Source organism: Microbacterium sp. NRRL B-14842, assembly GCF_050470785.1.
In genome coordinates, this window is sequence record NZ_JBFLUM010000083.1 from 1 (window position 1) to 24,540 (window position 24,540).

Below are 24,540 nucleotides of genomic sequence, written 5' to 3' on the forward strand. Positions count from 1 at the left end.
GGCCACCGTCTCCTCGGTCAGCACGGCGGTCATCGCTTCTCTCCCTTCTCGGACAGGCGGACGTAGACGACGACGAGCGCCATCAGCAGGATCATCCAGAGCAGGCCGATCGCCCCGGCGTGGCCGAGGTCGAAGCCGTCGAACGCGGTCTCGTACACGGCGGGTCGCGAACGTCTGGGTGGAGCCGGCGGGACCGCCGCCGGTGAGGACGTAGATGATGTCGAAGTGCTGGAAGTTCCAGATGAACTCCAGCAGGATCACGAGGCCGATGATGCCGCTCATCTGCGGGACCGTGATGGAGAAGAAGCGGCGGATGGTGCCGGCGCCGTCGATCTCGGCGGCCTCGTGCAGCTCGATCGGCACGGTCTGCAGGCCGGCGAGGAGCATGACCATCATCCAGGGGAACGACTGCCAGGTCTTCGCGACGATCACGGCGATCATGGCGGTGGTGGGGTTCGCGAGCCACGCCTGCGGGGAGTCGATGAGGCCGACGGTCTCGAGCGCGGCGTTGAGCACGCCGTAGTTGGCGTTGAAGATCCACATCCACAGGAACGACACGACCACGCCGGGGATCAGCCACGGGATGAGCATGAGGCCGCGGAGCACTTTGGCGCCGCGGATGCGCGTGTTCAGGGCGAGGGCGAGGCGAAGCCGATCACGAACGGCGCGATGGTCGTGCCGAGGGTGAAGACGAGGGTCTGGGTGAGGAGGGGGAAGAACTCGCCGGTGAGCACGTCGACGATGTTCTGGAAGCCGACGAACTCGCGGCTGGTTCGACGAGGCTCTGCTTGTAGAACGCGGTGATGAGGCCGTGATCAGCGGGTACACGACGACGGCGGCGAGGAGCGCGAGGCCGGGAGCCGTGAGGAGGAGCGCGAACATCCCGTCCGAGAGGCGACGGGGCCGGCGACCTGTTCCTATCTGTGAGGAAATGGTCTGTTCTGTCATCTAGGTCATCCTTGGCCTGGGGTGATGTGTCCGCACTCACGCGGTGCGGTCTCGGGCTTCCTCAGTATTTCCGGCAGATTACAGCGACGTCAACTGGAGAGCGCAATAGTCAGAAAGTGGTGGAAAATGTTTGCTTTGTGAACTGATTCACCGGAGGGCGCCCTCGGTACGATCACGACATGGGGTTCTCACTGCTCGGCCTGGCGGTGAGTCTCGCGATCTTCCTCCCGAACCTGCTGCTGATCCCCTTCCCGCCGAGGGCCGAAGCTCGAGAGCCCGGCGGTGCCCCGTGTGCTCCTCGTGTTCGAGAGGGCAGGCAGGCGCTCTGCATGACGGTCCCGGCGATCACGGCGACCGGCGCAATCGCGTGGGGGTGGGCGGTGCCGGTGGCGCTGGCGGTGCTCGCGTACGGGGCCCTCTGGATCCGCTACCTGCGTCGCGGCCGGCCCGGGTCGGCGCTGTTCGACACCGTCTTCGGCATCCCGGTGCCGATGGCTCTCGCGCCGGTGGCCGCCTTCCTCGGCACAGCGGCGTGGTTGCAGAACCCGTGGATCGCGCTCGCCGCGGTCGTCCTCGCGGTCGGGCACATCCCGACCTCCCTCCTCGCGGCTCGGGATCACTAGGCGTACTGCTCAGTGTGGGGCGGGGCGTTCTGACACATCGACGATTTGAAACGATCAGTATCGATCCTTGCTAGTCGATTATCGATTGGCTACGGTCGGAGCAGCCGCTCCCGCGGCGCCGCGCGCATCGGCCGTGCGGGAAGCGACAGTTCGGAGACGCGATGAAGCGTGTACTGGCAAGCCTGACCCTGGCGGCGGTGTTCGGATCCGCCCTCGCTGCGGCGGTCCCGTCGGCGGCTGCGGCCGCGGACGATGACGCCCTCTACCTCGCGCCGGGAGGTGACGACGCGGCCTCCGGCACGATCGACGACCCCTCGCGACGCTGGAAGGCGCCCGCGACCGGATCCGCGCGCTGAAGGCGGATTCCGCGCTCCCGAACGACGGCCTCACGGTGTACCTCCGGGAGGGGCACGTACCCCCGCTCGGCGTCGTTCGAGATCGGCGCGCAGGACTCGGGCACTGCCGACGCCCCCATCACCTACCGCTCGTACCCGGGGGAGACTGCCACCCTCACCGGCGGTCGCGAGCTGCCGCGCGACCAGTTCGCCGCGGTCGACGACGCGGCGGTGACCGACCGCATCATCGACCCAGCTGCCCGCGACCGTGTCGTCGGGATCGACCTCGCCGACCTCGGCATCACCGACTACGGCCAGCTCAGCCGCCACGGCTACTGGAAGGCCAACGACGTCAGCACCACCCCGCCCATGGAGCTGTTCATCGACGGCCAGGGCATGACCCTCGCGCGCTGGCCCAACGCCGACGCGGCCACCCCGACCGTGCAGATGGGCGACATCATCGACGCCGGGCCGGACCGCAACGACGCCGACCTGCAGGAGCGCGGCGGCACGTTCAGCTACGGCTACGACCGCCCGAAGCACTGGACGCAGGCCGAGGACGTCTGGCTGGACGGCATCTTCGGCTACAGCTGGGAGTGGTCGTACAACAAGGTCGAGAGCATCGACACCGAGGCGAAGACCATCACCCTCCGCTACGGCGAGATGTCCGGGATCATGAAGAGCTGGTTCCCCCGACTTCCACTTCGCGCAGAACCTGCTGGAGGAGCTCGACGCCCCCGGCGAGTACTACATCGACCGCGACGCCGGGAAGCTGTACCTCATCCCGAACGCGGCCTTCACGTCCGGCCGCGGCGCCGTGACGGTCACCACGCTCGATGAGCCGATGCTGCGCGCCGACGGGGCCTCCTACGTGAACTTCGACGACCTCGTGATGGAGTACGGACGCGCGACGGCCGCGGTCATCCTCGGGCGGCTCGCACGTCACGATCTCGCACAGCGACATCCGCAACTTCACCGACGGCGGCGTGCTCATCAACTCGCCGGGGCGCTACACCTACGACGGCATCCCGGTGAACCGCGGCGGCCGCGACCACGCCGTCACCGACAGCCGGCTCACGCACGTGGGCGGCGTCGGCGTGGTGCTCCAGGGCGGTGACAAGACGACGCTCGAACCCGGCCGCAACCGGGTCGAGAACTCCGAGATCGCCGACTTCGCCTACTACCACAAGGCCTACAACCCCGGCGTGATGTTCGACGGCGTCGGGCAACATCGCCAGGGACAACGAGATCCACGACGCCCCACATCCCGGGATCATCGTGCACGGCAACGACCACCTGTTCGAGCGCAACGAGGTGTACGACGTCTGCAAGCAGTTCCACGACCTCGGTGCGATCTACATGAACTCCGGTAAGACCCCGCAGCAGCGCGGCCACGTGTTCCGTGAGAACTACTTCCACGACATCGGCGTCGGCATGGCGGGCGTCGAGGCATCTACGCCGACAACTTCACGTGGGACCTCACGATCGAGAAGAACGTGTTCGTGAACATGGGCAACGGCGCGATCAAGAGCGGCTCGGCCGACTACATCGAGGCACGCAACAACGTCTTCGTCGACGCCTACGCCCCGTACGACAACTACGAGCAGTGGATGGGCGACCAGGAGGGCAACGTCGTCGACCGCGACTACATGCCGGCCCTGGGAGAAGGTGGTTCGCCGACAACAACGACTTCGTGGGCACGCCGTACCTGACCAAGTATCCCGAGCTCGCGCACTTCTTCGAGGACGACCACTACTTCCCGAACCACAGCACCTTCGCCGAGAACGTCGTGTGGAACCCGAACCGGGCCCGGATGGCCGGCGTCAACGAACACGGCGCGAAGGACGGGAAGAACCTCTTGAACTACGAGGACAACTGGGTGGCCGACGCCGACCCCCGGCTTCGTGGACGCCGCGAACGGCGACTACACGCTGAAGGCCGATGCCGCCGTGTTCGACCAGATCCCGGGCTTCGAGTCCATCGCCTTCGGCGAGATCGGGGTCGACGGCACGATCGGGCAGACGCAGCAGCCGCAGACCGTCCCGCTCGAGGGCATCGCGTTCGACAGCGACACGCTCACGATCGACGCGGGCGACGAGGTGCGCGTGCGCGCCGTGCCGCTGCCGTGGAACGCCGACGACGCCGCGGTGACCTACGCCTCGGCCGATGCCGCCGTCGCCACCGTGAACGACAAGGGCGTGGTGCTCGGCATGGGCCCCGGCACGACCACGGTCACGGCGACGGCGAAGGCCGATGCCACCAAGACCGCGACCATCGAGGTGATCGTCGAGGAGGGCGACGGCGTGCTGCACTTCACCGACTTCGAGTCGGGGGCGAACGGCTGGCCGACCGACCCCGAACCGCTCCATTCAGTGGATGCATCGGGCGACAAGGTGTACCGCATCCTCAAGGGCGCCAACAGCATCCTGCCGCGGGACTTCACGGAGTTCGTGCTCGACTTCGACGTCACGGCCCCGGCGACGACCCCCGCCAACGCGGGACTGATCGTCTACGACCGCAACGGCAAGGGGCGGCGGCTACATCCGCTTCCGTCAGGCCGCGGCCGGTCCGACCTGGACGATCTTCGACGACGCCTGGAAGGTCGTCGCCGAGAAGGTCGTGCCGGCGGCGCAGGGCCTGACCCCCGGGGAGACGTCGCACGTCCGCATCGCGGTGCAGGACGGGCAGATCCGGATCTCCGTGAACGGGGCGATCGCGCTGGAAGGCGCCGACCCCGGGCCCGGCAAGGCCGGTCGGGTCGGGTTCTACGTGGAGAACTACGCCTCGCTCGACTTCGACGACGTCGGGTTCTCGCTCTCCGGTGTGCCGGTCACGGGCGTGAGCCTGGACGCCGACGCCGTGGGGCTGACCGTGGGGAGCGGCGGTCGGTCGCGGCCCACGGTCGCCCCGGAGGACGCCAGCGACGCCCGGGTCACCTGGACGACCGATGCCCGGAGGTCGCCACGGTCTCCGGCGGCCGGATCGCGGGGGTCACGGCTGGAACCGCGACGATCACCGCGACCTCGGTCGCCGACCCGAGCCTCAGCGACACGGTCACCGTCACGGTGGACGATGCCGAGTACCCGACCACCCGCCTCGACGGCCAGCTGAATGACGGGGGCGAACTGGAGTCAGTCCGACCACATCGCCGTGGACGACACCGGCGTCGTGATCAGCGGCCAGGGCGTGCACGGCTACGAGGCCGAGCGCTTCGGCGACACCCTGCTGCAGTTCGAGGCGGAGTTCGGCGCCTTCGATGGCGGCTGGTACGGCTTCCAGGCGCGCTCCGATCAGACCGGGCTCCCCGCCTGGCAGAACTCCAACACCGGCTACCTCGCGGTGATCAAGGAGGACGTGATCGAGTTCCAGAGCTGGACCCCGGGGCAGACCATGCTCGACAGCATCCCCAACACGGTCATCGAGCCGGGCTCCACGCACCGCATCGAGTTCGGGGCCGTCGCCGAGGACGGTGGCACCCGCATCGTGCTCCGGGTGGACGACGTGACCGTGTGGAACATGGTCGACGCCAGGGAGAACCTCCGCATCGGTTGCCGACGGCTTCTTCAACGTCTACCACTACGGCAAGACGAACACCCTGGCCGTGCGGCCGACGCCACCGCCCGCGACGGTGACCGGCATCTGCTGGGCCCCCGAGGCCGACCCGAAGACCCGCTACGTGCGCGGCGAGGAGCTCGACGTGACCGGCATGCTGCTGGGGGTGGACTGGAGCGACGGCTCCCGCACCACGCAGCAGGTGACGGCGGACATGGTCAGCGGCTTCGACAGCAGCAAGGTGCGCCCGCACCACACGCTCACCGTGACGTACGCTGGCGCGAGCGTCGAGCTCCCGATCTCGGTGCGACCCAAGCTCAAGAACGACGAACAGGACGTGCCACGATGCGGGTGACCTTCATCGGAGACTCGATCACCGACGCGGGGCGCGATCGCTCCGACCCCGGGTCCTTCGGCGACGGCTACGTGTCGCTCCTCGCGCCCGAGCTGCAGGCGGCGGGAGCCACGGTCCGCAACCTCGGGATCGCCGGGGACCGCGCCCGCGACCTCGCCGCCCGGTGGGACGCGGAGCTGACGCCGACCGCTCCGGAGCTGCTGACCGTGTACGTCGGCGTGAACGACATGTGGCGACGCTTCGACAGCGACGACCCGACCCGGCCGAGGACTTCGAAGCGACGCTCGGCGACCTCCTCGCCCGAGCGGTGGCGACGCACGCCCCGCGGCTGATCCTCATGGAGCCGTACTTCCTCCCGGTGACGGAGGAACAGCGCGCGTGGCTCGACGACCTCGACGGGAAACGGGCGGCGGTGCGGGCTCTCGCCGCGGAACACGGGGCGGCGTTCGTGCCCCTGCACGATGTCTTCACGGCGGCCGCGGAGGAGCATCCGGTCGTCGAGCTCGCGCCGGACGGGGGTGCACCCGACGCCCCGCGGATCCGCCCTCATCGCGGATGCCTGGCGCACGGCCGCATCCATTAGCGATAGTCGATAATGGACGTAGACTGATGGTCATGACGGATGCTCTCGGCACGGCCGGACTGCAGCGCGGACTGCTGTCTGATCAGATCTACGCGCTCATCAAGGCGATGATCAAGGACTCCACGCTGGCTCCCGGCGAGCAGCTCGTGGAGTCGCAGCTCGCCCGGCAGATGCAGGTGAGCCAGGCGCCCGTGCGCGACGCCCTCAAGCGGCTCGCCCACGAGGGTCTCGTGTCGCACGTGCGGCATCAGGGCAACTTCGTCGCGAGCTACTCCGCGGAGGAGGCGGCGCAGGCCAAGGTCGCCCGCGTCGAGCTGGAGGGGCTGGCCGGACGGCTGGCCTGCGGAGCGCTCGACCCGGCTCGCCGGGCCGAGCTCGTCGGCCTCATCGCACAGATGCACGAGGCGGCCGAGGCGGAGGACCTCGCCGGTTCCGCGAGCTCGACTTCACCTTCCACCGTGCGGTGATCGAGGCCAGCGGCAACGTGTACCTCCCCCGCATGTGGGACCTCCTGGAGCCGAGCCTGCGCGTCATGCACGTGCTCGGCGACCCCACCTTCACGGGGGACTGGCACGAGGTCGCGGACTGGCACAAGGGCCTGCTCGACACGCTGGACGCCGGTGACGAAGAGGCCGCGTCCTCCCTGTTCCGCGCCCACGCCGCCGGCACCCTCCTCGACTGACCCCCGCGCGAGTTCGCAGTTTCGCACCGGGGTCGCACGGCTGGCCGGAGCCCCTGCGACACGGTGAGGATCCGCGACGGGGCTGCGGAGTCCCTGCGCGGGGTCGCAGTTTCGCACCGAGGTCGCACGGGTGACCAGAGTCCCTGCGACGCGGTGAGGATCTGCGACGGGGGGCTAGGCCGTGAAGGGGGAGAGGCGGTCGGCGGTGCCGGACCAGAATGCTCGAGCTTCGGATGGGACAGGGGAGGAAGGGCCCGCCGGGTCGCGGCGAGCACCTCCGCGTAGGTTGTGGTCCGCGTGGACATCGGCCAGTCGCTGCCGAACATCAGCCGGTCCGCGCCGAAGAGGGTGAATGCGGAGCGCAGCAGTTCCTGCGACTCGTCCGCCCCGCGCGCCGCGAGGTCGAGCCCGGAGACCTTCGCCGACACTCCCGGAGCCGACGCGGCCTCGGCGAGGGCGGAGAGCCATGCGGCATCGGCCGTCCGTGCTCCGAGGCCGAGGTGGCAGAGGACGATCGCGGGTGCCGGGGTGCCGTCGGGAGAGGGCGGCCGCGGCGGGAAGCTGCTCCGGGCGGATGAGCAGTTCGAGGGTGCGGGCGGTCGCGCCCAGGTGGTCGGCGAGGGCGTCGAGGCCGTCCACATCGGACAGGTCAGCGGCGTACTGCGGCACCGCGGCGCGCACGCCGACCACGGCGGGAGAGAACGCGACTGCGGTGGCGCCGGCGGCCCGTCCCGGCGCGGGGGTGTACTGCAGCACCACGCGCCGCAGGTACGGGTCCCGGGCGGCCGTCGCCGTCAGCCATTCCGCCTCGGCCACCGAGTCCGCTGCTTGCACGGCGATGGCGGAGGAGACGCCGGCGTCCGTCAGCTCCCGCCCGAGGTCTGTGGCCGCGGCGTGGCGGGGAAGGCCGAGGTCGTCCGCGGAACCAGGGATCGGCAAGGCATCGCATCCCAGACGTGCACGTGGGCGTCGACGATCCGCACGTCAGATCCTGCGCCGCGCGGTCACGCGGCCTCCGCGTCGAGGGCGTCCCACAGCGCGGCGGGCAGCTCGGCATCGAGGCCGTCCACGAACGCGTCCACCTCCGCGGGGCGTCCGAGCCCCGACGACCACGGCGTCCGCACCGTGCCGCAGCGGGAACTGCACCGCGGCGTCGGCGAGCCGCACGCCGTACGTCGCGGACACGGCCTGCAACCGCAGCGCCCGCTCCCGGAGCTCCGGGGGTGCGGGCTTGTACTCGAAGAACGGCGAGCCGACCGGGGTCGACGAGGATGCGGAGGTTGAACACCCGCGGCCGCGAGCACCCCGATGCCACGGGCCGCCGCGGTCGGCAGCAGCCGGTCCAGGGCGGTTGCGGTCGAGCAGAGTGAGTCGTCCGGCCTCCATCACCACGTCGAGCGGCGCCTCGGCGACGTAGCGCTCCAGGGGGTCGAGGCGGCCGAGGCCCACACTGATCGCGCGCACCACCCCTTCGTCGCGCAGCTCGACGAGCGCCGGGAGTGCTGTCGCGAACGCCGCCTCCACGTCCAGGGGGTCGTGCAGGTGGAGCACGTCCACGCGATCGGCGCCCAGCCGGGCGAGGCTGCCGTCGAGGCTCCTCCGCACGCCGTCCCTGCTGAGATCGACGACGGAGTCGTGCCCCGCTCGCGGCTCCCGAGACCGGCCGGCCGTCCGCATCGACGAGCACCCGCCGACCTCGTCGCGATCACGTAGTCGTCGCGCGGGACGTCGCGGAGGGCGAGGCCGAGCTTCCGTTCGCTCTCACCCGACCCGTACAGGGGCGCGGTGTCGAAGAACCGCACGTCCCGGGCGAGCGCCGCATGCACGGTGGCCACCGCGTCGGCGTCCGCCACGGGGGCGAAGAGGTTGCCGATCGGCGCGCAACCGAGTCCGACGTCGTCGCGCGCGGCGACGTCGGGGTTCAGCGGACGGAGCTCTGGACGGAACGCCATGCCTCGTACTCCTCGCGGCTGTCGGGGGTCAGCGGGTAGTAGTCGCTCAGGGCGCGCGCCCTCGTCGAGGCGGCGGCGGCTGAACACCTCCCACTCCTCATGATCGCGCGCGTCGTCCACGACCTGCGGCGCCATCGCCTGCGGCACCACGACGGGGCGTCGTCGTCGGCGACCACGAGGTCGCCCGGCATGCACAGCGCACCGCCCACCGCGACCGGCACGTCGTACGCCCACGGCACGAGCTCCGACTGCGAGGCGTAGTGCGGGGTCGTGCCCGTCGACCACACCGGGATGCCGAGCTCGCGGATGCGGCCGGCGTCGCGGATGCGGCCGTCCACGACGATCCCCGCCCCGCCCTTGCGTGCGAAGTAACGCGCCAGGATGTCGCCGATGCACCCGGAGAAGCGGCTGCCGTAGGCCTGGATCACCAGCACGTCGCCGGGCTGCACGGCCTCGAGCACGTGCCACAGGGCGGTGTGCCGCTCGGCGTACTCCTGACCGTCGCCGGAGGGCCATGTCCTCGCGCTGCGGCATGAACTGCAGCGTCAGCGCCGAGCCGACCACGCGCTGACCGAGGCTCAGCGGCTCCGGCCCGTCGATGTAGCTGCGGCGGATCCCGAGCCCGTGCAGCTTGGCGCACGCGGTGGCGGAGGAGATCGCGTCGAAGGAGTCGACCACCTCGCGCGAGGGCGCTCGTAGGCCCCACCCCGCACGGGCAGGGCGAAGTCGGGTCGGATCAGATCGGCGCTCATGCGTCTCCTTCAGGGAACAGGTGGCGCGGCGAGCCGGTCGCACGCGCGATGGTCAGGTCGAGGTCGGCGCTGTGCGCCGGGGGCAAGGTCACCACGAGGTCGTCGTCCACGTCGACGTCGTGGTGACGAGCGGGGCGTCCGGGGCCGTGTAGGTGCCCGAGGCGCCGGGCCAGAAAGCCGGGCTCCTCCCCGGTGGCGGTCACCTGGACGATCCGGTCGAGCCCGAAGCGCCCGCCGCGCAGCCGCACGGTGCGGGTGTGCACGGCGGAGGCGTTCACGAGCTGCACGCCGATGCCGTGGTCGTCGAGGCGGTGCACGAGCGCGGCGACGTCCTCCGGGAGCCCGGGTCGCGCGCGGTCCACATCCTCGTAGCGCAGAGCCGTGAAACCGAGTCCGCCGTTGTAGAGCACCTGTGGAGCCCCGCTGACGAGCTGGGTCAGCACCTCGGTCACGACGGGGTTTCACGCGCTGCCAGAAGTGCAGGTGCGCGGCGTCGGGGGTCGCGGTCGTCGGCGAGCATCATCGCGGCACGGCGCGCCACCTGGCCGAGCGCCATCTCCAATGCCCGCACCGGGTAGTCCGGAAGGTCGCCGGAGAGATACGCGAACCAGCCGGCCTCGTGGCCCGCCCTCCTCCTTGTCGCGGAACGGCGCGACGAGGTCGGTGGAGTCGGGGAGACCGGCGATCGCCGTCTCCAGCCGCTCCCGGTCAGACGCCCGTCGCGACCACCACCAGAGCCACAGGGGGAGGTCGAGTTGCAGCGGACCGTAGTCGAACCAGCCGTCCGCGCCGTGACGGTACGGGACGAGCAGTCCCGGCTCGGTGGGCGGCGGCACCGAGCCGGGCCATCCATCCGCCGCGCAGACTGTAGGTGGACTCCGCGACGCTGCCCGTGCGCGCCTCGGCGAGCACGGTGTCGAGCATCGTGCGCACGAGGTCGAGGGGCGGCGTCGTCGCCTGTGACGAGCGCGTGGTTGAGGGCACCGATCAGGGCGCTCATGCCGACCGAGTGCAGCCCGTGCGGCCAGGCCCAGCCGTAGTGCCCGCCCCACCAGCGGCCGTCGTGGAGGGAGCCGACGGTGCCGTCCGGGCCGACGTTGTCGGGGAGCAGCCCGCCGTCCGCCCGCGCGCGCCAGCCGTCGACGTACCGGCGGATCCACGCGGCCGCCTCCTCGTCACCGTCGTAGAGCCAACGGTTCGCGGCGAGGGAGGTCGCGGCGAGGTTCACGGCGATGTCGCCCGCCGCGCGGCGCTGCATCTCCTCCGCCATCCGCTGGGCGTGGGCGGGGTCGGCGAGGTCGTCCCAGGAGACGATGCCGTCCAGGGCCGTGCAGCGGCAGACCGTAAGGGCGCATCTCGTCCCGGTCGGCCGTGTACGGCACGATCTTCTCGTCGAGACCCTCGCGCGCACCCAGAGCGCCGTTGTGCGGCGAGCGGATCATGTTGCGCTCGGCGTCGTAGTTGCCCTGTGCGGGGTCGGTGAAGAGGGCCGCGAACCGGGCGGCGCGCGCGGCGAACGCGGAGTCGGCCGGGTCGGCGGCGCAGATGCCGGCGAGGAACAGCAGCGACTCGCCCTGATGGAAACCAGTCGTAGCCGTTGTCGTACTCCTCGGTGAGCATGCCCGCCTCGGCGAGCTGCACGGTCACGCCCTCCCAGTGCCGCTTGGCGTCGGCGAGCACCTCGTCGGAGCACCGAGCAGGTAGAACGCGGGCCAGTTGAAGAAGGGCTCGTACAGGTCGTCCACGCCGTCGCGGTCGATGAACTCGGCGACGCCGCGGAGGCGGCCGTCCGGCAGCGTGTAGCGGTCGCGGAAGAGGCGGCGGGGCCTCCTCGACCTCGGCGAAGAGCCGGCGCTGCAGCACGGCCCAGGCCGGGATCGTGCGCAACGGACGGGTGAGCGGGGTCTCCGGCACGGTCATCCCTTCGTCGCTCCGGCGACCAGGCCGCCGATGATGTGGCGCTGCATCACGATGAAGAACACCATCGCGGGCAGCACGGCAAGCAGGAGGGTCGGGAACACCTGGGTGTAGTCGGTCGAGAACTGTCCGACCGCCGCGTAGACGCCGGTGGTGACCGTTGTAGATCCCGGGAGCTCGGCCCGAGGATGATCTGCGGACTCACGAAGTCGTTCCACACGCCGATCGAGTTGAGCACCACGACCGTCGCGACGACGGGCTTCATGATCGGGAAGATGCACGCCCAGAACGCGCGGATGGGCCCGGCGCCGTCCAGGGACGCCGCCTCGTCGATGTCACGCGGCACGCTGCGGAGGTAGGCCGTGAACAGGAAGATCGTCACCGGCAGGGTCGCCGCCGTCTCGAAGAGGATGAACCCGGGGATCGTGTTGATGAGCCCGAGCACCCGCAGCACGAAGACGACGGGGATCAGCGTCACCTGACCGGGGATGAAGAGCCGGAGACGAAGAGCAGCAGCAGTCCCAGGTGCCACTTCGACCGCCCGCGGGCGATGACGTAGCGACGGGCGCGGCGAGGGCGATGCAGCACAGGTTCACGAGCACGACGAACAGCAGCGTGATGCCGTACGCGGCGATCACGTTGAACTTGCTGCTCGTGATCGCGGCCACAGGTAGTCGAACGTGAACATCTGCGGAGTGATCAGCAGGGGGTTCTCGATGATGTCGGCCTGCGGTTTGAACGCGTTGATCAGCATCGTGTACATCGGGATCAGCATCGTGATCGCGACGACGCCGAGGACGATCCACCGGATCGCGCTGACGGCGAGGGCCGGGCGGTTGCGGGTCTGCTTCATCAGTCGGTCGCCTTCTGCTCGGCGCGGCGTCGCACAAGGGTGACGGCGAGGCCGACGACCGCGGTGACGATGAGGAGGATCATGGACTGCGCGGCGCCCGAAGCGAGGGCCGAGTTCGCGAAGGAGTCCTTGAGGATCTGGTACACGATGGTCTGCGTCGAGCCGGCAGGCCCCGCCGTCGGTGAGCGACAGCACCACGTCATACGCCTTGAGGAGCCCGACGAGCGTGAGCACGAGGTTCACGGTGAAGACGGGGGCGATGAGCGGCAGCGTGATGGAGCGGAACTGCTGCCACCGCGTGGCGCCGTCCACCGTCGCCGCCTCGTAGTACTCCGCCGGGACCGACTTGATGCCGGCGAGAACAGGATCATATTGAAGCCGAAGTGCGACCACACGATCGTGAAGATCACGCTCGCCTTGGCGAAGGTCGGGTCCGTGAGGAACGGCATGGCCGGGAGGCGAGCGTGCTGAGCAGACCGTTGACGGCGCCGGTGGGGGAGAGCATCGCCGACCACAGGAAGCCGATGATGAGGGCGCTGATCACGTACGGGTAGAAGAAGACCGTCCGCAGGATCGTGTTCGAGCGGCCGGGCCCGGAGATGAGGGCGGCGATCGCGAGGCCGATGGCGTTGCAGAGGATCGTGCCGACCACGGCGATGATGCCCGTGAAGATCGCGGCCTGTATCGAGCGCGGGCTGCGGAACGCCTTGATGTAGTTGTCCCAGCCGACGAAGGTGAAATTGAGGCTGTACCCGTTCCAGTCGGTGAAGCTGAGCACCGCCGCGAGGATCATCGGGATGACGAACATCGCCAGGAACACGGCGACGGCCGGGCCTCCCATGAGGATGCCGGGGATCCGGTTCCGCCACTGCTGCAGCGCGGTGCGGCGGCGCGGGGCGGGGGTCGAGCTCATCGGCGTCGATGGTCCTGTCGGGGAGGTGGCCGCGGCCGGGGGTGGCGCGGTTGTGGTGGGCGGGGTCATGGCGGCACTCTCGTTCTCGGTGGCGCGTAAGCGGGGAGGGCGCTGGAGCAGCGCCGGGGAGGAGCCGGGACGGTGCGTCCCCGGCTCCTCGAGGGTCAGCCGGCGTTCGCGGCGAACCAGTCGTCCATGGCCTGCAGCACCTGGTCGGCGGGCGCGCCGCCGAGGAGGGCCTGGGTCTGGGTGTTGATCTCGCCCGCGTAGCCGTCGGGGAGGGTGCGCTCGCCGTAGCCACCGCCGGTGGGCGTGTAGGCCTCGGCGGGGGTGTCGGCGACGATCTGCAGCAGCTCCTCGCCGAGCGGCGTCATGTCGTACTCGTAGCCGTCGCGGAAGTTGCCGTCGACAGCGAGCTGGTCGCTCACGGCGGTCTGGTCGGTGGTGAGGAACTCGATGAGCTTCGCCGCGGCATCCTGGTTCTTGCTCGCCTTGAGGATCGAGTAGGGACTGGCGATGTTGGCGCCCATCGCGGGCTGCTCGTCGGCGCTCATCGCGGGGGGCGCGGAAGACGCCGATGTCTGCCGAGTCCGTCGCCTTCGCCTGGGTGCCGGCGAACCAGCTGCCCATCGAGTACACCGCGGTCCTTGCCGGAGAGGAAGGCCTGCTCGGCATCGGGTACTTGATGCCCAGGGCGTCGCCGGGGATGTACCCCTCGGACACCCAGTCCGCGTAGGTCTCGACCGCGTCGCCGTAGGTCTCGCTGAACGTGACGTCGCCCGCCGAGATGTCCTGGAACCACTCCGGGTCGTCGGCGATGATGGTCGGCAGTCCGAGCGCCTGCAGCGTGTGGCTGGTCATCCAGTCGCCGCCGGTCTGGACGGGGGTCCACCCTGCGTCCTTGAGTTTCCCGAGGGCGTCCGTGAGCTCGTCGACGGTCGTCGGCAGCTCCGTGATCCCGGCCTCCTCGAAGGCGGTCTTGTTGTAGAAGAAGAGGCTCTGCAGCTGCACGCCGATGCCGGCCATGTAGTTCTTGCCGTCGATCGAGTACTGGTCGGCGAGCGGACCGGACGACGCCCATTCGTACTGCGAGAGGTCGACGAGCTCGGGAGCGAGCTTGGTCGTCGGGGGCGATGGACTGCACGACGTCGGGAGCGTCACCGGCGGCCAGCAGACGCGGCACGGCGGCTTCGACCCCCTCGGCGCCCGGGTTCTGGATGACGACGTCGATGTTCGGGTTGGCGTCCTCGAACGGGGCGACGAGGTCGTTCCAGAACTCCTCGGTCAGGTTCGGGGTGACGTTCACGAGCATGCGGACGGTGACGTCGCCGCCGGCATCGCCGCCGTCGTCACCGGCGGTGGTCGAGCAGCCGGCGATGGCGAGGGCGGATACCGCCGCGATGCCGGCGAGGGGGAGGACTCGGGCCTTGATCATCGTTGATCCTTTCCTGATGCATGAGGGAGGGCCGCTCGCGACATTACACTAATCGATAATCGTTTGTGAAGAGCGGGCAGCATCAGATCTCGCTCGGAGAGGGCGGCCTCCGAGCGTGGCGGGCGACGGGGTCAGCCGGCGGCGCGCCGGCGCGATAGGCCGCCACGGCGTTGCGGTTGGCGCAGCTCGTGGAGCAGTACCGTTTGGAGCGGTTGCGGGAGAGGTCGAGCGCGATCGCCTGGCAGGTCTCGTCCGCGCAGACGGTGAGGCGAGAGCCTTCGTCCGTGCGGATGACGTCGATCAGAGCCATCGCCCGTCTCCACGAGCACGCGTTCGGCCAGCGGGCGCTCATCGGCGAGGCCGTGCAGGTGCCAGTCCAGCTCGTCGTGACGGACGAGCCGCGGGGTCAGACGCACCTCCGCGAGAGCGGCGTTCACGTGCGCGGCCATCTCGTCGCGCGGAGCCAGCAGCATGGCACGGAGCCGCGGGCGCAGAGCGCGGAGGTCGTCGAGCTCCACCGCGTCCCTGTCGACCCGTCCCCGTGTACGGGAACACCTGGAGGAAGGTCTTCTCGTCGTCGATATCCACGAGGGTGTCCGGCTCTTCCGCCGAGTTTCGCGAGCCAGACCGCGGCTCGGAGTGCGTCCTCGGTGTCATCGGTGAAGACCATGTTGACAGCTTACTCCCGTCCGCGTAGCGTCATCTCCCATGAGCACTGTGGCTGATGACGCCGTCCGGACCCGGGCCGGCGTGCGGCTCGGGCTCCCGCTCGCGATCGCCGCCGCTTTCGCGTTCGGTTCCTCCGGGGGCCTGGGCGCGCGGACTCATCGACGCGGGGTGGACGCCAGGTGCCGCCGTCACCGTGCGGGTGTGGGTCGCGGCGCTCGTGCTGCTCGTCCCCACTCTTCTCGCGCTGCGGGGACGGTGGCGTGCGCTCCGGCAGAACGCGGGGATGGTCGCCGCCTACGGCCTGCTCGCCGTCGCAGCCACCCAGCTCTGCTACTTCCAGGCGGTCGCGGTGATGGACGTCGGGATCGCTCTGCTCATCGAGTACACCGCCCCGGTCGCGGTGCTCGTCTGGCTCTGGCTGCGTCGGGGAGAGCGTCCCACGCGGCCCAGCGTCCTCGGTGCCGGCATCGCCTTCGTCGGGCTCGTCCTCATGCTCGACATCGTCACCGGCGCGCAGGTGAATGTCGTCGGTGTCCTCTGGGCGCTCGGTGCGATGGTGGGGGCCGCGAGCTACTTCGTGCTGTCCGCCCGGGCCGACACCGGCATCCCGCCGATCGCGCTCGCGGGGAGCGGGTTGCTGCTCGGCGCCGTCGGCCTGAGTCTCGCCGCGCTCGTCGGGGTGCTGCCCTTCGCGTGGACGACCTCCGACGTCGGCTACCGCTTCGGCGCGGTGCCGTGGTTCGTGCCGGTCCTCGCGATCGGCGTGATCGCGACGGCCCTCGCGTACGTGCTCGGCATCGTCTCGACACGGATGCTCGGCTCGCGGCTCGCCTCGTTCGTCGCGCTCGCCGAGGTCGTGGCCGCCCTCCTCTTCGGCTGGCTTCTGCTCGGCCAGCTCCCCGGTCCGCTGCAGGCCGTCGGTGGCGTGCTCGTGCTCGCCGGTGTGGTCGTGGTGAAGCTCGGCGAGCCCCGCCCCGCCGCCTGAGCGGCGTCCCGCGGGCACGACTTCGGACTCCAGGGCCGACACGCCGCCCCCGGCCCCGCCGTGCGGCGTGTCCGCGGCGATCTCCGAAGCTGTGCCCGGATGGGGGAACGGCTGGGCGGAGACTATGTATACGAATGCACCGCTCTGAACAAGATAGGTGGCCTGCTGGGGGCCATTTATGTATACACTGGCGATATGGTTCTCCCGGTCGAGCGCACGTCCATGGGTGATCGCGCCTATGCGGCGCTCCTGGACGGCATCCAGTCCGGGGAGCTGCCGGCCGGTTTCGTGCTCGGCGAGGTGGAGCAGGCCGAGCGCCTCGGCGTGAGCCGGACGCCGCTGCGGGAGGCGCTGCGTCGTCTGGCCGCCGACGGCCTGGTCGTGCAGCAGTCGCCCCGCGTCACCGTGGTCGCCGACCTCGACGCCGACGACATCCGGTCCCTGTTCGAGATCCGCCGCGCGCTGGAGGAGACCTCCGCCCGCCTCGCGGCCGTCCGGGGCGACGCCGACCGGTTCGCCGCGCTCGCCGCGGAGTTCGCGCACGTGGACCTCACCAGGGCGGAGGGCCGCGACGCCTACTACGCGCTGATCGCGCGGTTCGATGCGGCCCTCGACGACGCCGTCGCCAACGACTACATCGCCGCGGCGCTGCGCACCGTCCGCACCCACCTCGTGCGCGTGCGGCGCATGGCCCGTGACAAGCCCGCGCGGCTCGCCGCCTCCGCGGCCGAGCACCGCACGATCGCCGAGGCGCTCGCCGCCCGCGACGGCGACCTCGCCGCCCATGCCACGCACGTGCACCTGCACAACGCGCTCACCGGCATCCTCGACTCCCTCCCCGACAGCGAAGGACACTCATGACCGTCACCCACCACGTCCGCGTGCACGCCAGCTCCGAGAACCTCGTCCGCGAGGACCAGCTCGCCTGGAAGATCGCCGAGGTCGCGGTCGACCAGGTCGAGGTCGAGCAGCCCGTCGTCGACATGATCATCAACCGCATCATCGACAACGCGTCCGTCGCCGCGGCCTCCCTCACCCGTGCGCCGATCGTCGCAGCCCGCGCGCAGGCGTTCAGCCACCCCGTGTCCACGGTGGTGCCGGCGCCAACCTCTTCGGAACACCGCTCGACCGCCGCACCAGCCCGGAGTGGGCGGCCTGGGCGAACGGCGTGGCCGTGCGCGAGCTCGACTACCACGACACGTTCCTCGCCGCGGAGTACTCGCACCCGGGCGACAACATCCCGCCGATCCTCGCGGTCGCGCAGCACACCGGCAAGGACGGCAGCGCGCTCGTGCGCGGCATCGCCACCGGCTACGAGATCCAGATGGACCTGGTGCGCGCGATCTGCCTGCACAAGCACAAGATCGACCACGTCGCGCACCTCGGCCCGTCCGCCGCCGCCGGCATCGGCACCCTCCTCGGCCTCGACGTCGACACGATCTACCAGGCGGTCGGCCAGGCGCTGCACACCACGACCGCCACCCGGCAGAGCCGCAAGGGCGAGATCTCCACGTGGAAGGCGCACGCCCCGGCCTTCGCCGGGAAGATGGCCGTCGAGGCGGTCGACCGGGCGATGCGCGGACAGACCAGCCCCGCGCCGATCTACGAAGGTGAGGACGGCGTGATCGCCTGGATGCTCGACGGCAAGGACGCCGCCTACGAGGTGCCGCTGCCCGCTGCGGGCGAACCCAAGCGCGCGATCCTCGACTCGTACACGAAGGAGCACTCCGCGGAGTATCAGGCGCAGGCGTGGATCGACCTTGCCCGCAAGCTCGGCACGGCGAACCCGGCGCTCCGCGACCCCGCGAACATCGCCTCGATCGTGCTGCACACCAGCCACCACACGCACTACGTGATCGGCTCGGGTGCGAACGACCCGCAGAAGTACGACCCGACGGCCTCCCGCGAGACCCTCGACCACTCCATCCCGTACATCTTCGCGGTGGCGCTGCAGGACGGCGGCTGGCACCACGTCGACTCCTACACGCCGGAGCGCGCAGGCCGTGCCGACACCGTCGCGCTGTGGCACAAGATCACCACGGCCGAGGACGCGGAATGGACCCGCCGCTACCACTCGGAGGACCCGGACGAGAAGGCCTTCGGCGGTCGCGTCGAGGTCCGCCTCACCGACGGCTCGACCGTGGTCGACGAGATCGCCGTCGCCGACGCCCACCCGCTCGGTGCCCGACCGTTCGCACGGGAGAACTACATCGCCAAGTTCCGCCTGCTCGCGGAGCCCGTGCTCGAGGCCGCTGAGATCGAGCGGTTCCTGGAGCTCGTGCAGCGCCTGCCCGAGCTCACGGCCGCCGAGGTCGCCGAGCTCTCGATCGTCGCGAAGCCGGGTCTGCTCGACGACGCCGCGGCGCCCGCCGGTCTGTTCTGATGCCCACGCCGTTCATAACTCAGGAGAATCGGCGCGGAACGCGTCGGCCGACCGCCTACACGGCTCTCTCCCCCGCCGGTCTCCTGAGTTGTGAACACCGATCGAAGGGGAGCAACTGATGCTGTACTCCACCACGACGCCGGCCGAGAAGCGGCGCCTGTTCCGGGAACGGCTCGCCTCCGGGGAGCTGCTGCGCTTCCCCGGCGCGTTCAACCCCCTGAGCGCCGACTGATCGAGCAGAAGGGGTTCGAGGGTGTCTACATCTCGGGCGCCGTGCTCGCCGCCGACCTCGGCCTGCCCGACATCGGCCTCACCACGCTCACCGAGGTCGCCGGGCGCGCGAAGCAGATCGCCCGGATGACCGACCTCCCCGCGATCGTCGACGCCGACACCGGTTTCGGCGAGCCGATGAACGTCGCCCGCACGATCCAGGAGCTCGAGGACGCCGGTCTCGCCGGCACTCACATCGAGGACCAGATCAACCCGAAACGCTGCGGACACCTCGACGGCAAGGCCGTGGTCGACGAGGACACCGCGATCAAGCGCATCCGCGCAGCCGCCGACGCCCGCCGTGACGAGAACTTCCTGATCATGGCGCGCACCGACATCCGGGCGATCGAGGGGCTGGACGCCGCGATCGACGGGCCCAGGCGCTCGTCGACGCGGGAGCCGATGCGATCTTCCCGAGGCGATGCGCACGATCGGCGAGTTCGAGGCCATGGCCGCGGCGCTGGACGTGCCGATCCTGCGAACATGACCGAGTTCGGCAAGAGCGAGCTGTTCTCCGTCGACAGTCTCCGCGACGCCGGGGTGCGGATGGTGATCTGGCCGGTGGTCGCTGCTGCGCATCTCGATGGGGGCCGCGGGCCGTGCGCTCGATACGCTGAACGACGACGAGGGGCACCTGACCTCGAAGCTCGGCGAGATGCAGCACCGCGCCGACCTCTACGAGCTGATCGACTACGAGTCGTACAACCGTTTCGACTCCGGCGTCTTCAACTTCACCGTTACGAAGGAGTGACCATGACCGAGCCGGACATCAAGAAGGGCCTCGCGGGCGTCGTCGTCGACACGACCGCGATCTCGAAAGGTCAACCCCGAGACGAACAGCCTGCTCTACCGCGGCTATCCCGTGCAGGAGCTCGCAGACACGCAGTCCTTCGAGGCGGTGGCGTACTGCTGTGGAACGGGGAGCTGCCGACGGGCGACGAGCTCGCCGCGTTCCGGCTGGAGGAGCGCAAGCACCGCGCCCTGGCCGACAACGTCAAGGCCGCGATCGATCTCGTGCCGCTCGAGGCGCATCCGATGGACGAGGTGCGCACCGCGGTCAGCCTGATCGGCGCATCGGACCCCGAGGCCGGCGGCTCGGTGCTCGACGCCGGTGGCAGCCCGGAGCAGAACCTGGCGCGCAGCATCCGCCTGTTCGCGGCCGCTGCCGGCCATCGTCGCCTACGGTCAGCGTCGCCGTCGTGGCCAGGAGCTCATCCCTCCGCGCGACGACCTCGACTACTCGGCGAACTTCCTCTGGATGACGTTCGGGGAAGAGGCCGACGACGTCGTGGTCGACGCCTTCAACCGGTCGATGATCCTCTACGCCGAGCACTCCTTCAACGCCTCGACCTTCACCGCCCGGGTCATCACCTCGACCCTCAGCGACATCTACTCGGCTGTGGTCGGGCCATCGGTGCGCTCAAGGGCCCGCTGCACGGCGGGGCGAACGAGGCCGTGCTGCACATCTTCAAGGAGATCGGATCGGCGGACGCCGTCGAGACCTGGCTCGACAAGGCTCTCGCGGAGAAGGCGCAAGATCATGGGCTTCGGACACCGCGTCTACAAGAACGGCGACTCACGGGTGCCGACCATGAAGGCCCGCGCTCGACACCCTCGTCGCGCACTACGGCCGGGAGGACGTCGCCGAGCTGTACGACGCGCTGGAGTCGCAGTTCGTCGAGCGCAAGGGCATCCACCCGAACCTCGACTACCCGTCCGGCCCGCGTACAGCCTCATCGGCTTCGACACGCTCACCTTCACGCCGCTGTTCGTCGCGGCGCGGGTGACGGGATGGACGGCCCACGTCATCGAGCAGGCCGGCGCGAACGCCCTGATCGTCGCTGTCCCACTACGACGGCCCCGACGAGCGGCACGTGGCCGGCTGACCCTCCGTTCGAATCGCCTGAATGGCTCCATCTCACCGCGGATGAGCCATTCGCGCGATTCGGAGCAGTAGCGTGCCGACGGCCCCCGGGTCAAGCGGATGCGGCGGATTTCGGGGAGGAGTAAACCGGATCCGGGACGAAAGCATGTCCCGCGAGAAGGAGGGCCCCATGTCCGCGTCCGACGTCACCGTCAAGGAGGTCCGGTCGCTCGTCCCCGCGCGCATGGACCGGCTCCCCTGGTCGCGCTTCCACTGGATGATCGTCGTCGGACTCGGGTTCTCCTGGATCCTCGACGGCCTCGAGGTGCAGATCGTCGCGGCCAACGGCTACGCGCAGACGCTGGGGATGGGTCCCGCCGAGGTCGGCCTCGCCGGCACCTGCTACCTGCTCGGCCAGGTGTTCGGCGCCCTCGTGTTCGGCCGCCTCGCCGACCGCCTCGGCCGCAAGAACCTCTTCCTGCTCTCGCTCGGGGTGTACCTCGTCGGATCGGCCGTCGCCGGTCTCGCGTTCGCCCCCTGGTTCTTCTACATCTGGCGCTTCGTCGCCGGCGCGGGCATCGGCGGCGAGTACGCGGCCATCAACTCGGCCATCGACGAGATCATCCCCGCGAAGTACCGCGGCCGCGTCGACATCGCCATCAACGGCACCTACTGGGGCGGTGCGGCGCTCGGCGCCGTGGCCAACATGTTCTTCCTCAACACCGACCTCCTCCCCGCCGACATCGGCTGGCGGCTGAGCTTCTTCGTCGGTCCGATCCTCGGCATCCTCATCATCTGGCTGCGGCGGCACATCCCGGAGAGCCCCCGCTGGCAGATGACGCACGGCCGCGAGGAGGAGGCCGAGCGCAACGTCGACGAGATCGAGGAGGGCATCCGCAAGGAGGGCAAGTCGATCGAGCCCGTGGACGAGAGCAAGGCCATCACGGTCAAGGAGTACGGCAGCGTCCCGCTCCTCGTGATAGCGAAGGTGCTGTTCAAGAAGTACCCGCGGCGCACCCTCGTCGGCATCACGATGATGGTGACGCAGTCCTTCCTCTACAACGCGATCTTCTTCACCTACGCGCTCGTGCTGGAGAACTTCTACGACACCCCGCCGGCGTCCGCATCGCAGTACTCATCGTCTTCGCGGTCGGCAACCTCGCGGGCGCCCTCATCCTCGGCCACTTCTTCGACACGTGGGGCCGTCGGCGGATGCTGTTCGGCACCTATGTGCTCGCGGGTCTGATCCTGCTCGTCAGCGCCTTCCTCTTCAACGCGGGTGTGCTGAACGCGGGCACGCACACGGCGTTCTGGTGCGCGTCGTTTTTCTTCGCCTCGGCCGGTGCGTCCGCCGCGTACCTGACCGTGAGCGAGATCTTCCCACTCGAGCTGCGCAGCCAGGTGATCTCCTACGTGTTCTCCATCGGGCAGCTCGTCGGCGCGGTCGCCCCGGTTCTCTACGGCGCGCTGATCGGCGCGAGCGCGGAGTCGGCGACCGCGGTCCCGCTGTTCTGGGGTACGTGCTCGGCGCGGCGATCATGATGTTCGGCGGTGTCGTGTGCGGTGTCTTCGGCGTCAGTGCGGCCGGGAAGTCACTGGAGGACATCGCCGATCCGCTGTCGCTCGTGGAACCGGCGAAGAAGGGCGTCACCCCGGGGTCGGAGTCCGGCTCCTGAGAAGGCGGTTCGCTAGCGGGCGAGCCAGTTCCGCAGGGAGCGCGTGACGAACGGCAGCACCCAGTACGTCATGATCGGCTGTGAGCACGAGGGTGGTGATGAGCACGCGGAGCCACAGCGGAACGACGTCCCATCCCGGCACCCGGGCTCATGGCGTAGGTGAACGCGAGGTTCACGGGGAAGAAGCCGAGCCAGATCGAGACGGCCTGCTTCCACCGCGGCGGCGCCGGGGCGACGGTCACGGTGCTCGTCGTGCCGTCCGGGTCGACGACGGGGATGGAGCCGGGTGGACGGCTCGTCGAACCAGCCCTCGATGCCCGAGCGGCGCTTGGACCTCTCGCTGCGGACGAAGCCCTGGCCCATCGACAGCCACCAGGCGCGTTCCCCGGACTGCTCCCACGCGGTGAGCGCGTCTCGCTCGCGAAGCGGTAGAGCATGTGCCAGACCTGCGAGTCCTCGCCGGCACGGACCCAGCCGGAGCCGAGGAAGCCCGGGTACTTCGTCGCGAGGTTCACTCCGGTCTGCACCCACGCGGTCGCCTCGGCGATGCGCTCCGGATCGACCTCGCGGCGGATGGAGACGGTGACGGGTTCGGACACAGGGGCGGATGCGGACATGGTGCGGTCCTCGGGGTGAGCGGCGTCAGGGTGCGGACGCGGGGCGACGGCGCCAGGGTCGCGGCGCCTGGTCGATTCTAGTTCTCCTTCGAGTCGCGCGATTGGCTCCAGATCCGGGCCGGATGCCGCCAGCATCTCCCGCAGCTCATCGATCGTCGCCCAGGGCTGCCACGCGACATCCGGCCGCCCGACCCCCGGCCTCCAGCGTCGGCAGAAGTAGTCGCCGAGCGCCACCAGGTCCGCGAGCGGCAGCGTGCCGAGGGAGACCCAGGTCGCGGCGGGGGAGGTCACCGGAGGCCGTCCCGATAACGGATCGAGGTGAGGCTGGACAGCGTGCGGTGTCCGGTCACGCCGCGGGCGCGAGGGAACGGGATCCCGCCGGACGCGCTGACGTGGAGGGCGAGGTCGTCCGCCGTCGCGACGCCCCCGCGGTCGTCGAAGGCGAGCGGTAGCGGGCCTCCCCAGATCGAGGCCGCGGTCTCGTGGCTGAAGAAGTGTCCGGTCGGATCCGCGCAATCGACCGCGGCTCACGCCGTGCAGCCGCGCCGTCCGTACCGCGAAGTCCACCCCGAAGCGGGCCGGAAGCTCGTGTCGTCGTCCCATGCCCCCACGCTCCCACCGCTGCTGTCGGGCTGGGTTCGAAGGAAGAAGAAGACCCCCGCCGACCCGATTCGGCGGGGGTCTCGGGAGCGAGAGTGCTCACCGTGTGCACGGGAGACGCGACTACCCGATCCGGTCTGAGTCTGTGCCGTGCATCTGCAGTTGTAATCGGCCCAGGTGGCCAGCGGGGTGAACGAGGGGCGAACGGCGCCGTGCGGCCACTCGTCTGCCCGACGACAAGAGATACAAGGACGTCCTCGTATTTTCACGGTCGTCGGAGTAAACTCGCCGATGTGCCAAAGAGGGCACGGAGGGATGTCGCACAATGACCCGTACTATCCCGCACTTCGTGGGCGGAACGCCTGTCACCCCGGAAGACGGACGCTTCGCCGACGTCTTCGACCCGAGCACCGGAGCCGTGCAGGCCCGGGTGCCGCTCGCATCCGCGGAGGAGGTGCGCCGCGTCATCGGGAACGCCGAGCAGGCCCAGGCCGCGTGGGCGGCGACCAACCCGCAGAAGCGCGCCCGCGTCCTCCTGCGGTTCCTCGACCTCGTTCAGCAGGAGATGACCTCGCT

Annotated in this window: 29 protein-coding genes and 10 pseudogenes; 21 read left to right on the forward strand and 18 right to left on the reverse strand. The window is 69.9% G+C overall.

Annotated elements, in window-relative coordinates; all coding sequences use genetic code 11:
* The coding region (locus AB1285_RS25735) for a carbohydrate ABC transporter permease (protein WP_429978165.1) at positions 1-606 on the reverse strand (606 nt) is incomplete at its 3' end.
* A gap of 521 nt (positions 607-1,127) precedes the next feature.
* On the opposite strand from AB1285_RS25735, the gene AB1285_RS25740 reads away from it, so the two are divergent.
* The 3 genes from AB1285_RS25740 (at position 1,128) to AB1285_RS25750 (ending at position 2,746) form a co-directional block, all read left to right on the forward strand.
* Positions 1,128-1,571 (forward strand): hypothetical protein, encoded by a 444-nt coding sequence (locus tag AB1285_RS25740; protein WP_429978166.1) that lies wholly within the window; start codon positions 1,128-1,130, stop codon positions 1,569-1,571.
* Positions 1,572-1,732: 161 nt separating this feature from the next.
* Positions 1,733-1,927 carry a hypothetical protein gene (locus AB1285_RS25745; protein WP_429978167.1) on the forward strand — a complete coding sequence of 65 codons (195 nt, stop codon included), beginning with the start codon at positions 1,733-1,735 and terminating at the stop codon, positions 1,925-1,927.
* Positions 1,928-2,137: 210 nt separating this feature from the next.
* Positions 2,138-2,746, forward strand: a complete 609-nt coding sequence (locus AB1285_RS25750; RefSeq protein ID WP_429978168.1) for a hypothetical protein — start codon at positions 2,138-2,140, stop codon at positions 2,744-2,746.
* Positions 2,747-2,826: 80 nt separating this feature from the next.
* Here AB1285_RS25750 and AB1285_RS25755 read toward each other — a convergent pair whose 3' ends face one another.
* Positions 2,827-3,150 (reverse strand): hypothetical protein, encoded by a 324-nt coding sequence (locus tag AB1285_RS25755; RefSeq protein WP_429978169.1) that lies wholly within the window; start codon positions 3,148-3,150, stop codon positions 2,827-2,829.
* Between the two features lie 34 nt (positions 3,151-3,184).
* Here AB1285_RS25755 and AB1285_RS25760 point away from each other — a divergent pair, with 34 nt between their 5' ends.
* From AB1285_RS25760 to AB1285_RS25795, 8 genes and pseudogenes are all read left to right on the forward strand, one after another.
* Positions 3,185-3,412, forward strand: coding sequence for a hypothetical protein (locus tag AB1285_RS25760; RefSeq protein ID WP_429978170.1), 228 nt, complete (start codon positions 3,185-3,187; stop codon positions 3,410-3,412).
* Positions 3,409-3,618, forward strand: coding sequence for a hypothetical protein (locus tag AB1285_RS25765; protein WP_429978171.1), 210 nt, complete (start codon positions 3,409-3,411; stop codon positions 3,616-3,618). The genes AB1285_RS25760 and AB1285_RS25765 overlap by 4 nt, the downstream gene beginning before the upstream one ends.
* Before the next feature lie 393 nt (positions 3,619-4,011).
* Positions 4,012-4,119, forward strand: a pseudogene (locus tag AB1285_RS25770) (hypothetical protein); the annotation flags it as partial.
* Between the two features lie 406 nt (positions 4,120-4,525).
* A complete protein-coding gene (locus tag AB1285_RS25775) occupies positions 4,526-5,017 on the forward strand; it encodes a hypothetical protein (protein WP_429978172.1) in 492 nt (163 codons plus the stop codon).
* A complete protein-coding gene (locus AB1285_RS25780) occupies positions 5,018-6,145 on the forward strand; it encodes an SGNH/GDSL hydrolase family protein (protein ID WP_429978173.1) in 1,128 nt (375 codons plus the stop codon).
* Positions 6,121-6,396, forward strand: coding sequence for a hypothetical protein (locus AB1285_RS25785; RefSeq protein ID WP_429978174.1), 276 nt, complete (start codon positions 6,121-6,123; stop codon positions 6,394-6,396). Before AB1285_RS25780 ends, AB1285_RS25785 begins: the two co-directional genes overlap by 25 nt.
* A 32-nt stretch (positions 6,397-6,428) precedes the next feature.
* On the forward strand, positions 6,429-6,863 hold the full coding sequence (locus AB1285_RS25790; protein ID WP_429978175.1) for a GntR family transcriptional regulator: 435 nt from the start codon (positions 6,429-6,431) through the stop codon (positions 6,861-6,863).
* The gene (locus tag AB1285_RS25795; protein WP_429978176.1) at positions 6,860-7,078 is read left to right on the forward strand and encodes an FCD domain-containing protein; all 219 of its coding nucleotides are present in this window, start codon (positions 6,860-6,862) and stop codon (positions 7,076-7,078) included. Before AB1285_RS25790 ends, AB1285_RS25795 begins: the two co-directional genes overlap by 4 nt.
* Before the next feature lie 302 nt (positions 7,079-7,380).
* Here AB1285_RS25795 and AB1285_RS25800 read toward each other — a convergent pair.
* The 13 genes and pseudogenes from AB1285_RS25800 to AB1285_RS25860 form a co-directional block, all read right to left on the reverse strand.
* Positions 7,381-7,719: pseudogene (locus AB1285_RS25800) on the reverse strand (amidohydrolase family protein); the annotation flags it as partial.
* Positions 7,720-8,062: 343 nt separating this feature from the next.
* Positions 8,063-8,683 carry an aldo/keto reductase gene (locus AB1285_RS25805; RefSeq protein WP_429978177.1) on the reverse strand — a complete coding sequence of 207 codons (621 nt, stop codon included), beginning with the start codon at positions 8,681-8,683 and terminating at the stop codon, positions 8,063-8,065.
* Positions 8,684-8,781: 98 nt separating this feature from the next.
* A pseudogene (locus AB1285_RS25810) lies at positions 8,782-9,030 on the reverse strand (aldo/keto reductase); the annotation flags it as partial.
* Complete coding sequence (locus tag AB1285_RS25815) at positions 9,000-9,500, reverse strand: RraA family protein (protein WP_429978185.1); 501 nt, start codon at positions 9,498-9,500, stop codon at positions 9,000-9,002. The pseudogene AB1285_RS25810 and the gene AB1285_RS25815, both read right to left, overlap by 31 nt.
* Positions 9,501-9,778: 278 nt before the next feature.
* A complete protein-coding gene (locus AB1285_RS25820; RefSeq protein ID WP_429978178.1) occupies positions 9,779-10,234 on the reverse strand; it encodes a hypothetical protein in 456 nt (151 codons plus the stop codon).
* Positions 10,231-11,052 carry a hypothetical protein gene (locus AB1285_RS25825; protein ID WP_429978179.1) on the reverse strand — a complete coding sequence of 274 codons (822 nt, stop codon included), beginning with the start codon at positions 11,050-11,052 and terminating at the stop codon, positions 10,231-10,233. The genes AB1285_RS25820 and AB1285_RS25825 overlap by 4 nt, the downstream gene beginning before the upstream one ends.
* 646 nt (positions 11,053-11,698) lie before the next feature.
* On the reverse strand, positions 11,699-11,917 hold the full coding sequence (locus AB1285_RS25830; protein ID WP_429978187.1) for a hypothetical protein: 219 nt from the start codon (positions 11,915-11,917) through the stop codon (positions 11,699-11,701).
* 17 nt (positions 11,918-11,934) lie between these two features.
* Positions 11,935-12,231 (reverse strand): annotated as a pseudogene (locus tag AB1285_RS25835) (ABC transporter permease subunit); the annotation flags it as partial.
* Between the two features lie 102 nt (positions 12,232-12,333).
* Positions 12,334-12,552, reverse strand: coding sequence for a hypothetical protein (locus tag AB1285_RS25840; protein WP_429978188.1), 219 nt, complete (start codon positions 12,550-12,552; stop codon positions 12,334-12,336).
* A complete protein-coding gene (locus AB1285_RS25845; RefSeq protein ID WP_429978189.1) occupies positions 12,552-12,698 on the reverse strand; it encodes a hypothetical protein in 147 nt (48 codons plus the stop codon). Before AB1285_RS25845 ends, AB1285_RS25840 begins: the two co-directional genes overlap by 1 nt.
* A 91-nt stretch (positions 12,699-12,789) precedes the next feature.
* Positions 12,790-12,945 (reverse strand): annotated as a pseudogene (locus AB1285_RS25850) (ABC transporter permease subunit); the annotation flags it as partial.
* Between the two features lie 13 nt (positions 12,946-12,958).
* Entirely contained in the window at positions 12,959-13,465 is a 507-nt protein-coding gene (locus tag AB1285_RS25855) for a carbohydrate ABC transporter permease (protein ID WP_429978190.1), read from the reverse strand.
* A gap of 164 nt (positions 13,466-13,629) precedes the next feature.
* Positions 13,630-14,019: a hypothetical protein gene (locus AB1285_RS25860; protein ID WP_429978191.1), complete on the reverse strand. Its 390-nt coding sequence runs from the start codon at positions 14,017-14,019 to the stop codon at positions 13,630-13,632.
* A 23-nt stretch (positions 14,020-14,042) separates the two neighbouring features.
* Between AB1285_RS25860 and AB1285_RS25865 the strand changes: the two genes are divergently transcribed.
* Entirely contained in the window at positions 14,043-14,201 is a 159-nt protein-coding gene (locus AB1285_RS25865) for a hypothetical protein (RefSeq protein ID WP_429978192.1), read from the forward strand.
* Positions 14,202-14,227: 26 nt separating this feature from the next.
* On the opposite strand, the pseudogene AB1285_RS25870 reads toward AB1285_RS25865, so the two are convergent.
* Positions 14,228-14,900, reverse strand: a pseudogene (locus AB1285_RS25870) (ABC transporter substrate-binding protein); the annotation flags it as partial.
* Positions 14,901-14,982: 82 nt separating this feature from the next.
* On the reverse strand, positions 14,983-15,210 hold the full coding sequence (locus AB1285_RS25875) for a CGNR zinc finger domain-containing protein (RefSeq protein ID WP_429978180.1): 228 nt from the start codon (positions 15,208-15,210) through the stop codon (positions 14,983-14,985).
* 552 nt (positions 15,211-15,762) lie between these two features.
* On the opposite strand from AB1285_RS25875, the gene AB1285_RS25880 reads away from it, so the two are divergent.
* The 8 genes and pseudogenes from AB1285_RS25880 to AB1285_RS25915 all read left to right on the forward strand — a co-directional run bounded on the left by AB1285_RS25880 (position 15,763) and on the right by AB1285_RS25915 (position 22,747).
* On the forward strand, positions 15,763-16,554 hold the full coding sequence (locus AB1285_RS25880; RefSeq protein ID WP_429978181.1) for an EamA family transporter: 792 nt from the start codon (positions 15,763-15,765) through the stop codon (positions 16,552-16,554).
* Positions 16,555-16,749: 195 nt separating this feature from the next.
* Positions 16,750-17,415, forward strand: coding sequence for a GntR family transcriptional regulator (locus AB1285_RS25885; protein WP_187662496.1), 666 nt, complete (start codon positions 16,750-16,752; stop codon positions 17,413-17,415).
* Positions 17,412-18,937: pseudogene (locus AB1285_RS25890) on the forward strand (MmgE/PrpD family protein). The gene AB1285_RS25885 and the pseudogene AB1285_RS25890 overlap by 4 nt, the downstream one beginning before the upstream one ends.
* A gap of 118 nt (positions 18,938-19,055) precedes the next feature.
* A pseudogene (gene prpB, locus AB1285_RS25895) lies at positions 19,056-19,958 on the forward strand (methylisocitrate lyase).
* A 2-nt stretch (positions 19,959-19,960) separates the two neighbouring features.
* Positions 19,961-21,093: pseudogene (locus AB1285_RS25900) on the forward strand (bifunctional 2-methylcitrate synthase/citrate synthase).
* 168 nt (positions 21,094-21,261) lie between these two features.
* Positions 21,262-22,317, forward strand: a complete 1,056-nt coding sequence (locus AB1285_RS25905) for an MFS transporter (protein WP_429978182.1) — start codon at positions 21,262-21,264, stop codon at positions 22,315-22,317.
* Complete coding sequence (locus tag AB1285_RS25910; protein ID WP_429978186.1) at positions 22,245-22,613, forward strand: MFS transporter; 369 nt, start codon at positions 22,245-22,247, stop codon at positions 22,611-22,613. The genes AB1285_RS25905 and AB1285_RS25910 overlap by 73 nt, the downstream gene beginning before the upstream one ends.
* A complete protein-coding gene (locus AB1285_RS25915; RefSeq protein WP_429978183.1) occupies positions 22,592-22,747 on the forward strand; it encodes a hypothetical protein in 156 nt (51 codons plus the stop codon). The genes AB1285_RS25910 and AB1285_RS25915 overlap by 22 nt, the downstream gene beginning before the upstream one ends.
* 12 nt (positions 22,748-22,759) lie before the next feature.
* Here the strand turns inward: AB1285_RS25915 and AB1285_RS25920 are convergent.
* Positions 22,760-23,346: pseudogene (locus tag AB1285_RS25920) on the reverse strand (antibiotic biosynthesis monooxygenase).
* Positions 23,347-24,289: 943 nt separating this feature from the next.
* Here AB1285_RS25920 and AB1285_RS25925 point away from each other — a divergent pair.
* Positions 24,290-24,540 (forward strand): aldehyde dehydrogenase family protein (locus AB1285_RS25925; RefSeq protein ID WP_429978184.1); only part of this gene is annotated, 251 nt, incomplete at its 3' end.